13 protein-coding genes are annotated in these 10,921 nt (G+C 63.7%); 7 read left to right on the top strand and 6 right to left on the bottom strand.

All coding sequences use genetic code 11. The features are described from left to right. Nucleotides 1-157: Na+/H+ antiporter NhaA (locus tag ABYW26_RS04650; RefSeq protein ID WP_372603626.1), on the bottom strand; the 157-nt coding region annotated here is incomplete at its 3' end. Nucleotides 158-302: 145 nt separating this feature from the next. Here ABYW26_RS04650 and ABYW26_RS04645 point away from each other — a divergent pair. From ABYW26_RS04645 to ABYW26_RS04635, 3 genes are read left to right on the top strand one after another with little or no spacing between them, the layout of a single operon-like run. Beyond that, on the top strand, nucleotides 303-986 hold the full coding sequence (locus ABYW26_RS04645; RefSeq protein ID WP_372603625.1) for a TerB family tellurite resistance protein: 684 nt from the start codon (nucleotides 303-305) through the stop codon (nucleotides 984-986). After that, complete coding sequence (locus tag ABYW26_RS04640) at nucleotides 986-2,029, top strand: endonuclease/exonuclease/phosphatase family protein (RefSeq protein ID WP_372603624.1); 1,044 nt, start codon at nucleotides 986-988, stop codon at nucleotides 2,027-2,029. The genes ABYW26_RS04645 and ABYW26_RS04640 overlap by 1 nt, the downstream gene beginning before the upstream one ends. A gap of 37 nt (nucleotides 2,030-2,066) precedes the next feature. Beyond that, nucleotides 2,067-2,405: an AAA+ family ATPase gene (locus tag ABYW26_RS04635; protein WP_372603623.1), complete on the top strand. Its 339-nt coding sequence runs from the start codon at nucleotides 2,067-2,069 to the stop codon at nucleotides 2,403-2,405. On the opposite strand, the gene ABYW26_RS04630 is transcribed toward ABYW26_RS04635, so the two are convergent. The 3 genes from ABYW26_RS04630 to ABYW26_RS04620 are packed head-to-tail and all read right to left on the bottom strand — an operon-like array spanning nucleotide 2,406 to nucleotide 5,739. Beyond that, the gene (locus ABYW26_RS04630; RefSeq protein WP_372603622.1) at nucleotides 2,406-3,944 is read right to left on the bottom strand and encodes a Ppx/GppA family phosphatase; all 1,539 of its coding nucleotides are present in this window, start codon (nucleotides 3,942-3,944) and stop codon (nucleotides 2,406-2,408) included. It lies immediately after the preceding gene. A gap of 52 nt (nucleotides 3,945-3,996) precedes the next feature. Further along, nucleotides 3,997-4,671, bottom strand: a complete 675-nt coding sequence (locus tag ABYW26_RS04625; RefSeq protein WP_372603621.1) for a chromosomal replication initiator DnaA — start codon at nucleotides 4,669-4,671, stop codon at nucleotides 3,997-3,999. After that, entirely contained in the window at nucleotides 4,672-5,739 is a 1,068-nt protein-coding gene (locus tag ABYW26_RS04620; protein ID WP_372603620.1) for an AI-2E family transporter, read from the bottom strand. Nucleotides 5,740-5,871: 132 nt separating this feature from the next. On the opposite strand from ABYW26_RS04620, the gene proS reads away from it, so the two are divergent. The 4 genes from proS to ABYW26_RS04600 all read left to right on the top strand — a co-directional run bounded on the left by proS (nucleotide 5,872) and on the right by ABYW26_RS04600 (nucleotide 9,729). After that, nucleotides 5,872-7,209, top strand: a complete 1,338-nt coding sequence (gene proS / locus ABYW26_RS04615) for a proline--tRNA ligase (protein ID WP_372603619.1) — start codon at nucleotides 5,872-5,874, stop codon at nucleotides 7,207-7,209. An 84-nt stretch (nucleotides 7,210-7,293) separates the two neighbouring features. Next, complete coding sequence (locus ABYW26_RS04610; RefSeq protein WP_372603618.1) at nucleotides 7,294-8,580, top strand: lipoprotein-releasing ABC transporter permease subunit; 1,287 nt, start codon at nucleotides 7,294-7,296, stop codon at nucleotides 8,578-8,580. Further along, nucleotides 8,573-9,250: an ABC transporter ATP-binding protein gene (locus ABYW26_RS04605; RefSeq protein ID WP_372603617.1), complete on the top strand. Its 678-nt coding sequence runs from the start codon at nucleotides 8,573-8,575 to the stop codon at nucleotides 9,248-9,250. The genes ABYW26_RS04610 and ABYW26_RS04605 overlap by 8 nt, the downstream gene beginning before the upstream one ends. A 77-nt stretch (nucleotides 9,251-9,327) precedes the next feature. Beyond that, nucleotides 9,328-9,729, top strand: a complete 402-nt coding sequence (locus ABYW26_RS04600; RefSeq protein ID WP_372603616.1) for a c-type cytochrome — start codon at nucleotides 9,328-9,330, stop codon at nucleotides 9,727-9,729. Here the strand turns inward: ABYW26_RS04600 and ABYW26_RS04595 are convergent. Next, nucleotides 9,726-10,172, bottom strand: a complete 447-nt coding sequence (locus ABYW26_RS04595) for a DMT family transporter (RefSeq protein ID WP_372603615.1) — start codon at nucleotides 10,170-10,172, stop codon at nucleotides 9,726-9,728. The genes ABYW26_RS04600 and ABYW26_RS04595 overlap by 4 nt on opposite strands. Before the next feature lie 86 nt (nucleotides 10,173-10,258). Next, nucleotides 10,259-10,921 (bottom strand): class I tRNA ligase family protein (locus tag ABYW26_RS04590; protein WP_372603614.1); only part of this gene is annotated, 663 nt, incomplete at its 5' end.

The raw sequence follows: 10,921 nt of genomic DNA, 5'->3' as shown, positions 1-10,921 counted from the left end.
CGTTCAGCGTCACCGCCAGATACGACCCCAGCGCGCCGTCATAAAGCGGTTGCAGCGCCGAGTTCGCCACCAACAGCGCCGCGACGGCGGAAAGCATCAAAAGAACGCCGCCAGCGGCGTCATGTCGGAAGAATTTGTCGATCGCACGTAAAAGCATATCTGTCCCATAAGTTTCTCTGAACCGAGATGGGGCCAAAGGGGCGGGGGTCAAGTAGAGGATTGGCAATATTGACCTTATGTCGCACTCAGGTCGCAGTTAGAAAGCTCTGTGCAACTGCGGCGACAATCCTTAGGTTTGGGGCATGACGCTTTGGTCTCGTATATCCGATGCAATTTCGGCGCTCGCCAAAGGCGAGGGTCTGTCGCTGGTGTTCGACCGGCTGCGCACGCCCCCCGAGCGCAGTGTTGCCTTTACCATCGCGGTGATCGCGCTGGGCGCCAAGATGGCCAAGGCCGATGGCCGGGTCACCCGAGACGAGGTGACCGCCTTTCGCGAGGTCTTTACCATCCCGCAATCCGAATCCGGCAATGCCGCCCGGGTGTTCAATCTGGCGCGGCAGGACGTGGCCGGGTTCGAGGATTACGCCAATCGCATCGCCCGCATGTTCAACGGGGATGCCGCGCCGCTGACCGACCTTCTGGAAGGGCTGTTTCACATTGCCATTGCCGATGGCGAATACCACCCGGCCGAGGATCAGTTCCTGTTTCGCGTGGCCGAGATTTTCGGCCTGTCCGGGCGCTGTTTCCGCACCATGCGGTCGCGATTTGTCGCCGATGCGCATCCCGATCCCTATGATATTCTGGGGGTGCGCCCGCAGGATAATCTTGACGTGATCCGCAAGGCGTGGCGCGATGGAGTCCGCGAGACTCATCCCGACCGGATGATCGCGCGGGGCCTGCCTTCCGAGGCGGTGAAACTGGCCGAGAAACGCCTGATCGCCCTGAACGCCGCATGGGAGGAAATCGCGAAGGAGCGCGCAAGCTGATGCGGATTGCGACCTATAATGTCGAATGGTTCAACAACCTCTTTGACAATCGTGGTCGCCCTTTGGACGATGACCGCTGGTCCGGGCGGCAGGATGTGAAACGCGGCGAACAACTGGCGGCGCTGGGGATCGTGTTCACCGCGCTGGATGCCGACGCTGTTATGGTGATCGAGGCGCCGGATCAGAACTCGCACCGGGCGACGGTGCCGGCGCTGGAACATTTCGCCAAGATGATGGGGCTGCGGGCGCGCAAGGCGGTGATGGGATTCCAGAACGACACCCAGCAGGAAATCGCGTTGCTGTATGATCCCGACGCGTTGACGCCCAAGCACGACCCGCGCGGCGATGAGACCGGCAAGAAAGGCTCGTATGATGCGCCGCGTTTCGACGGGGTGTTCCGCTGGGATATCGACATCGATGCCGCGCCGGATTTGATCCGCTATTCCAAGCCACCGCTTGAGCTGGAAGTGGTCAGCGCCGATGGTAACCGCTTTCGCATGATCGGTGTTCACGTCAAGTCCAAGGCCCCGCATGGCGCCCGTGGCAAGGCCGCGATCATGCGGGTTTCGATCGACAATCGGCGCAAGCAACTGGCGCAATGCATCTGGCTGCGGCAACGGGTCGAGATGCATCTGCAAAAGGGCGATCCGCTGATCGTGCTGGGTGATTTCAACGATGGTCCCGGTCTGGATGAATATGAGAAACTGTTTGGCCATTCCGGGGTCGAGATCGTGATGGGCGTCGATGGCGATGATTCCGCCGCAGAGGACATGCGCCTGTTCGACCCGCATGCCCGCGCCGCGTTGCAAGGCCCGCTCTGTGCCAAGCCCGCCACCGCGCGCTTTATGCTGCCGGGGCGCAAGCATTACATGTCGGCGCTGCTGGATTACGTGATGGTGTCGCCCGACCTGTTGGCCAAGGCGCCGCAATGGCGGATCTGGCACCCGTTCGACGATCCGGGCTGTTATGCGGTGCCGGAATTGCGGGACGCGCTGTTGACGGCATCGGACCATTTTCCGGTGACGATGGATATTGCGCTGTGATCTTCAAACGCTGCGGTGCTGTGCCTATATTGGACCCATGAAACGTATCTCTGCCCTTGCCCTTGCGGCCCTGATGACGACCCAACCCGCCCTTGCCGAGGATACCCCGGTCAAGCCCGGCGATATGTCCGAAGGCATCGACCTGTTGGGCGAGGGGGCGCGGCTGTTCCTGAAAGGGCTGGCCAACGAGATGGAGCCAGCACTGCAAGGGTTATCGGAAAAGCTGCAACCGGCGATCACGCAATTGCTAGAGCTGATCGACGATTTCGACGCCTACGAGATGCCCGAGCGCCTGCCGAACGGCGACATCATCATCCGTCGCAAGCCCGATGCGCCGCTGCCTGAACCGGGCGAAGACGGCAAGGTCGATATCTGATCAGCCCTTGACCGGCCGGATCACGGTTTCAACCCCCAGCGCCTTGGCCAGTGCGATGAACCGCGCCTCGGCCACTTCGCCATACAGCCCCTGCGCCCGTGGCGTCAGCCGCAGTTCCAGCAGCTTTTTCTTCGGGAAATAGCGCAGGCTGACCAGCTTTTCCGGTCCGTCGGTCGAGAACATCGCGCCAAAGCGCATGGCTTTGCCCAGAACCTCGGCCTGTTGGATTTCGTGCTCGTCCAGCAGGTTGAACAGCGGCTCGAACCGGCTGCCCTCGCGGCTGTTCTTATAGCGATGCAACAGCGCCAGCCCCAGAAACACCCGGCCCGGATGATCCAGCCCGCCCAGATTGGCGCGGGTTGCGTTGTCGAAACAGACCTCGTGGCGATAGTCCGGATGGGCGCACCATGCGGTGTCGTGCAGCAGGCAGGCGGCCTTGACCAGCCGCTTGCGCTCGAACGGGGCGCTTTTGAACAGCGGCAGCACGAAATCATACAGCTGCGCACCAAAGCCGGGAATGCGGGCCTGACTGGCCTCGGCAAAGCGGCAGGCCTCGATCAGCGGGTCGCGTTCGCGCAGGTAATCGGGCATTTCCTCATACAGCAGACCCTCGCGGATGCCATAGCTTGAGACATAGATCTGCGCCGGATGAAAGGTTGCCAGCAACTGCCGCAGCACCCGCGCCGCCGCCGGAACCAGCGACATCCGCGCAGCCGAAGTGCCGGTCATCGCGCGCAGGGTTTCAAGGTCGTTTTCCTCGATCCACGCCAGCGTCGCCGCGACGTTCTTGCGGGTCAGCTTGTATTCGTGCTGCACCAGCAGCGGGTAATTGCGGCGCTGCATGTCCAGACGGGCGATGGCCCGCCACGATCCGCCGACCAGAAACAGCCGCTTGTGATGGGTGCCCATCTGCGCGGCCAGATCTTCGATCACGGTCTTGATGTGTTTCTTCAGACCCTTCTTGCCGCCCGGCACATCGCGCAGTTTCAGCGGCCCCAAGGGCGAGGTCACGCGGTTGCCGACCTGACCGTCTTTCAGTTCGGCCAGTTCCATCGACGAGCCACCAATGTCACAGATCAGCCCCTCGGCTCCCGGCCAGCCCAGCAGCACCCCTTGCGCCGACAAGCGGGCCTCTTCACGGCCGTCGATGACATGAATTTTCAGCCCGGTCTCGCGTTCGACTTCGCGGCGAAAGTCGTCGCCGTCTTCGGCATCGCGCACGGCGGCGGTGGCGACCACGGTCAGCGGCGTGGCATCCATGTCCTCGGCCAGCAGGGCAAAGCGGCGCAAAGCGGCCAGCGCCCGTCTGCGGCCTTCGGGGTTCAGCCGCCCGCTCTGGCCCAGACCGGCACCAAGGCCGCACATCAGCTTTTCATTGTAGAAATAGGCCGGGCTGCGGGCGGCGCCGTCGAACACCACCAGACGCACCGAGTTCGATCCGACATCGACCACGCCGACGCGCGACAGCGCCAAGGCCGACGGATCGTTGAAGATCGGGCGCCCGAACGGCCCCCAGTCGTCGTGGGTCTGATCGTCCATCCGGTCTCCCTCGCTGGCTGTGGCCAAGTCTGCCCGGATTGTTGTCGCTGGGTCAATCATCGGTTGGCTCCAGAATTTCGGCGGCAAGCCGGTCGCTGATCTTGCGCCCGGTGGCCAGTGCGCGGCGGTCCAGTTCGGCCACCAGCGCCTGTGCGGCGGCGCAAGAGCGCTCCATCCGGGGCAGCAGGTAAGGCAGCAGGCGCGGCGGCATCTGCAATTGCCGGTCGGCGAACAACTTGACCAGCAGCGCCCCCAGCAATGCATCGTCGGGCGGGTCCAACGTGGCGGTGGCGGTGCCTTGCATCCGGCTTTGCAGGTCGGGCAGGGTCAGTGGCCACAGATTCGGCGCACTGCGGGCGGTCAGCAGCAAATGCCCGCCCTCGGCCAAAATCAGGTTATGCAGGTGAAACAGCGCCTCTTGCGTCGCTGGGTCGCGGATGCGGTCGGCGTCTTCGATCACCACCGCGCCGCGCCCGGCCAAAGCGGCGATATCGCGGGTGGCCAAGGCGTCATGGGCGACGATCTCGGCCCCGGTCTGGGCAGCCCAGACATGCGCCAGATGGGTCTTGCCCGCGCCCTCGGCCCCGACCAGCACCAGCTTGCGCTGTGGCCAGTTGGCCCAGTTGTCGATCTGGGCCACCGCCAGCGCATTGGCCGGGGTGACAAAGAAATCCTCGCGCCCCTGTGCCGCGCGCTGGGGCAGGTCAAAGACCAGTTGTTCCGCCACCTAATCGCCCCCGCGTCCGGTGATCCCCCTGTAGAGGCGGCTGTCCTTGTATTGGGCGATTGCCCAGCGGGCGATGACGCCGATCGCCGCCGAGACCGGCACCGCGACCAACATCCCGACAAAGCCGAACAGGCTGCCGAAGGCCGACAGCGCAAAGATCAGCCACACCGGATGCAACCCGACCGAGCCGCCGACCAGCTTGGGCGTCAGAACATTGCCCTCTAACATCTGACCGGCGAAAAACACCGCCGCCACCGCACCGATCATCCACCAGTCGCCCCAGAACTGGAACAGCGCCAGCCCCAGCGCCAGCGCTCCGCCAGTAATCGCGCCAACATAGGGAATGAACGAGATCACCCCGGCCAGCGCCCCGACCACCAGCCCGAATTGCAGGCCGGTCAGCATCAAGGCCACGGCGTAATAGATGCCAAGGATCAGGCAGACCGTGCCCTGTCCCCGGATAAAGGCGGCCAGCGTGTGGTCGATGTCATGGGCCAGCCGCCGAATGATCGGTGCCGGATCGCGCGGCAGCAATTGGTCGATCTGGGCAACCATCCGGTCCCAGTCCAGCAGCAGGTAGAAGGTCACGACCGGCACCAGCACGATCAGCGCGATCACGTTGATCAGCGACAGCGCCGAGGCCAGCACCCCGTCCAACATCTCGACCCCGCGCGATTTGATCGTTTCGCCAAGGCTTTGCAGCGAATCGTGCAGCGTCGATCCCGGCACCATCACCGAGGGAAAGCGGTCCTGAAGAAAGGCTTGCAGGTTTTGCAGCAACTCGGGCGCGGTATTGACCAGCGCCAGCGCCTGTTTGCTTAGCTCGGGCACCACCAGCAACAGCACCACCACGAACACCACCGCCGCGAACAGCGTGATCGTTACCGTGGCCCAAACCCGCCGAAACCCGTGTTTTTCCAGCCAGTCCGCCACCGGATCAAGGAAATAGGCAATGGCCGCGCCCAGAACAAAGGGCAACAGCACACCGCTGAGCAACCACAGCAGCGCCAGAAACACCACTGCCGCAATGCCCCAGTATTTCAGCTGATCCCGAACCGGAAGAGCCATGTCGCCTCCATTGTTGCTGTGCCAGTCTTGGCCGATGGTTGGACCGGTTGCAAGGCCGCTCGGTGCTTGTCTGCCCGGCGCCAATCGCTTACAGGCATGAGCAAGTGTTTACTTTAAGAGGCCCGCAAAAAGATGCGCCTGTCCCGATATTTCCTGCCCGTCCTGAAAGAAAACCCCGCGGATGCTCAGATCGCCAGTCACCGGCTGATGCTGCGTGCCGGGATGATCAAGCAACAGTCGGCGGGGATTTACTCGTGGTTGCCGCTTGGGTTCAAGGTGCTGCGCAAGCTGGAAAACATCGTGCACGAGGACCAGGTCCGCGCCGGCCACATCCCGATGCTGATGCCGACCCTGCAATCCGCCGATCTGTGGCGTGAAAGCGGCCGTTATGACGATTACGGCGAAGAGATGCTGCGCATCACCGACCGGCACGGCCGCGATATGCTGTATGGCCCGACCAACGAGGAAATGATCACCGATGTGTTCCGCAGCCATGTCAGCAGCTACAAGGACCTGCCGCTGACGCTGTATCACATCCAGTGGAAATTCCGCGACGAGATCCGCCCCCGCTTCGGCGTGATGCGCGGGCGCGAGTTCTTGATGAAAGACGGCTATAACTTTGACCTGACGGTCGAGGATGCGCTGCATGCCTATAACCGCCATCTGGTCAGCTATATCCGCACCTATGAACGCATGGGCCTTCAGGCCATTCCGATGCGCGCCGACTCTGGCCCGATCGGGGGCGATGACACCCATGAATTCCTTGTTCTGGCCGAGACCGGCGAAAGCGAGGTCTTCTATGACAGCGCCGTGACCGACATCAAGCTGGGCCAGCGCGAGATCGATTATGACAGCGTCGATCAGTGTCGTGCCGTGATGGAGGAATTCACCTCGCTTTACGCCCGCACCGACGAAACCCATGACGAGGCCACGTTCAACGCGGTCCCCGAAGACCGCCGCCGCGTTGCCCGCGGGATCGAGGTCGGTCAGATCTTCTTCTTCGGCACCAAATATTCCGAGGCCATGGGCGCTACCGTCGTCAACGACAAGGGCGAGCGCGTGCCGGTTCAGATGGGCAGCCACGGCATTGGCGTCAGCCGCCTTGTCGGTGCTCTGATCGAGGCCAACCACGACGACAAGGGCATCATCTGGCCCGAGGGCGTGACCCCGTTCCATGTCGGCATCGTCAACCTGAAACAGGGCGACGCCGAGGCCGACGCCGCCTGTGAGGCGCTGTATAAATCCTTTACCGCGCTGGGGCTTGAGCCGCTGTATGACGACCGCAATGAACGCGCAGGCGGCAAGTTCGCCACGATGGACCTGATCGGTCTGCCGTGGCGCATCACCGTCGGACCGCGTGGCCTGAAAAACGGCGTGGTCGAATTGACCAGCCGCCGCACCGGCGAAAGCGAAGAGCTGACCCCGGAACTGGCCATCGAGAAAGTGGCGAAAATCTACGCCGGGCTGTAACGCTTGGTCACGGAAACTTTCCGGCCCTGCGCTTGACGGGGCCGGATGGGCACAGCACTCTCGCGCAAAATGACAGGAGCAGCCGTGGCCAATCGCACCACCCCTTTTGCCGCCTTTGAATGGGCCATCGCGTGGCGCTATCTGCGCGCCCGCCGGTCCGAGGGCGGGGTCAGCGTGATGACCTGGATTTCGCTGATCGGCATCACCCTGGCGGTTGCGGCGCTGATCATCACGCTGGCGGTGCGGGCCGGGTTCCGGGCTGAATTCGTCGATACCATTCTGGGCGCCAACGCCCATGTCAGCGTCTATTCCGGCCTTTACGTCACCGACACCGGTCAGACCACCCGCGCCATCACCGATTATGCCGCCATCGCCGACCGCATCGCGGCCATCCCCGGCGTCACCCGCGCCGCGCCTTTGGTCAAGGGTCAGGTCATGGCGACCATGCGCAGCATCAACGCCGGGGTCGAGGTGTTCGGCATCTCCGAGGCCGATCTGAAAACCATCCCGCGTGTCGCCAACCCCGAGCAATCCACCGGCGACATCAACCGCTTTCAGGACGGCATTGCCATCGGTATTGGCGTGGCCCGGACGCTGGGTGTGCGGGTCGGTGACAAGATCAAGCTGATCTCGCCCAACGGGGTCAAAACCGCCTTTGGCACCAGCCCGCGAGTGAATGCCTATGAGGTGGTCTATATCTTTCAGGCGGGCCGCTATGAAATCGACCGCACCCGTGTCTACATGCCCTTTGCCGAGGCTCAGAGCTATTTCAACCGCGAAGGTGCTGCCGACGAGATCGAAGTCTTTGTCGAGAACCCCGAACAGATCGACCAGTATTCCGTGCCGCTGCTAAACGCAGCGGGCGAGCGGGCGCTGCTGTGGACGTGGCGCGACAGCTCGGCCAGCTTCCTGCGGGCGCTGGATGTCGAGGACACGGTGATGTTCGTGCTGATGTCGGTGCTGGTGCTGATCGCCTCGATGAATATCATTTCAGGGCTGGTGATGCTGGTGAAAAACAAGGGCCGCGATATCGGCATCCTGCGCACCATCGGGCTAAGCGAAGGCTCGATCCTGCGGATCTTTTTCCTGTGCGGCTCGCTGGTCGGGCTGGTCGGCACCGCGATGGGCGTGGCGCTGGGCTGTTTGTTCGCGATCTATTTCGACCAGATCCTTGCCTTTGTGAACGGCGCCTCGAACGGCGGCGTCTGGGACCCGGCCATTCGCGGCATTTACAAGCTGCCCGCCAAGCTGATGCTGGACGATGTGCTGTCGGCGGTGGCGCTGTCGCTGATCCTGTCCTTTGGCATCACCATTTTCCCGGCCCGCCGCGCGGCCCGGATGAACCCGGTCGAGGCGCTGCGCTATGAGTGATCCGGTTCTGGCCCTGACGGGCATTGAAAAGACGTATAACAAGGGCAAGCCCAACGCGGTGCCGGTGCTGCGCGGGGCGTCGATCTCGATCGCGCGGGGCGAGGTCGTGGCGCTGGTCGCGCCCTCGGGCGCCGGGAAATCGACGCTGCTGCATATCGCCGGGTTGCTGGACAGTCCCGACGCCGGTCAGGTGCGGATCGCCGGGCAAGAGGCCACTCAGCTTTCCGACCGCCGCCGCACTGCGATCCGGCGCAATCAGGTCGGCTTTGTCTATCAGTTCCATCACCTGCTGCCCGAATTCAGCGCGCTGGAAAACATCACCCTGCCGCAACAGGCCAATGGCATCGCCCGGCGCGAGGCCGAAACCCATGCCCGCGATCTGCTGGCGCGGGTCGGGGTTGCGGACCGGGCCGATCACCGCCCGGCGGCGCTGTCGGGGGGCGAGCAGCAGCGCGTCGCCTTTTGCCGTGCTCTGGCGAACCAGCCGTCGCTGTTGCTGGCGGACGAGCCGACCGGCAACCTTGATCCGGGCACGGCTGACACCGTGTTCGCCGCGTTGATGGAGCTGGTGCAGACCACCGGCCTGTCGGCGCTGATTGCCACGCATAACCCCGAACTGGCGGCCCGGATGGATCGCACGGTTCGGCTTGAGAACGGGCTGCTGGTCTGACTTGATCGGCGTCAAAGCCGGCGCGGACCGCGCCACCTAGAGTTGCCCTTGGGGGCGTAACTGCCGGAGACGAAACCATGATCGCACGCAGTATCACTTGGGCCGCGCTGACCGCTTTGTCCCTGACGCCCGCGCTGGCGCAGGATGTCGAACAGGGCGCGGCGCTGTTTCAGGACAATTGCGCCACCTGCCACGGTGTGCAGGCGCGCGGCGATGGCCCGATGGCCGAGGTTCTGACCCTGCCGGTGCCGGACCTGACCGGGCTGACCGAACGCTATGGCGGCCGCTTCCCGATGCTTGAGGTCATCAACATCATCGACGGCCGGGCCTTGCTGCGCGGTCACGGTGGTCCGATGCCGGTGTTTGGGCTGGTGCTGGGCGGCGACAGCGTGGCGATGGACGGGCCCGAAGGCACCGTCACCGAAAGCGCGACCGAGATCGTGGCGCTGGCCCGTTGGCTTGAGACCATTCAGCGCTAGGCGCGCTGGGTCAGGAACACGCCAAAGGCCATCACCGCGATGCCGATGCCGCGCATCAGGCTGATCGGCGACACTTTGGCGCCGAACAGGCCGAACTGGTCGATCAGACCGGCGCTGACCAACTGGCCCAGCAACACGAAGAACACCGCGTTGCCGACCCCGAATTTTGGCGCGATCCATGTGACCGACAGCACATAAAACGCCACGAAGAACCCGCCGCCGAACAGGTGGATCGGCGTTCCGGGCAGCCGCGCAAGGGGGGCGGGTCCGGCGATCAGCACCGCGATCACCGCTAGGGTAAAGGCCACCGCGAACAGACAGACCGCCGCCGCGACCGGGCTGCCCAGCCGGGTGCCAAGGGCCGCGTTCAGCGCTGCCAAAAGCGGAATGCCGACCCCCGCCGCCAGCATCACCAGCGCGTATTTCGTGGTTGTAATATCCATGATGTCCCTCCCGTTTGCGGAAAGGCTAGCCGCGCCGTGCGGGGCTGTCATGTATTCAATTGTAACGCGACTTGTGACGCTGCGGCTTAGCTGCGCACACCCGAGAATTGCGCTGCCCAGCCCTCGCGCTCTTCGTCGCTGATCTTGCGGAACAGCACCTCGGGAACGGCAAAGACATGACCGGCGGGCAGGGCGCCCAATGCGGCGGCCACATCGTCGGGCCACGCGTCGTTGTCGGTCTGCATCGCGGCCATCATTGCGGCGCTGGCGTCGGGGATAAAGGGGCGCGACAGCACGGCGTAAAGCCGGATCAGGTTCAGGCCCAGACGCACCTGCGCGGCAGCTTTTTCCGGGTCTTCCTTGAAGGTCGACCACGGTGCCGCCGATTGCAGATACTCGTTGCCGGCAACCCAGATCGCGCGCAATTCGGCGCTGGCCTTGCGGACTTCCATCGCCTCCATGAAGCCCTCGTAGGCGCGGATGCGGGTGGTCAGGTCGGCGATCAGCGCCGCCTCTTGATCGCCGAATGCGCCGCCTTCGGGCACGGTCTCGCCGAATTTCGAGCGGCAGAATTTGGTGATGCGGCTGACGAAATTGCCCAGAACGTCGGCCAGATCCTTGTTGACGCTGGCCTGAAAGTTTTCCCAGGTGAATTCGCTGTCGCCGCTTTCGGGCGCATGGCTCAGCAGCCACCAGCGCCAGTAATCGGCGGGCAGGATCGCCAGCGCCTGATCCATGAACACGCCCCG

The sequence above is a fragment of the Actibacterium sp. genome (genome assembly GCF_041584535.1).
In the GTDB taxonomy this organism is placed as follows: domain Bacteria; phylum Pseudomonadota; class Alphaproteobacteria; order Rhodobacterales; family Rhodobacteraceae; genus Actibacterium_D.
Note: the sequence above shows the minus strand (reverse complement) of the source record. Positions and strands in the feature narration are given on the sequence as shown.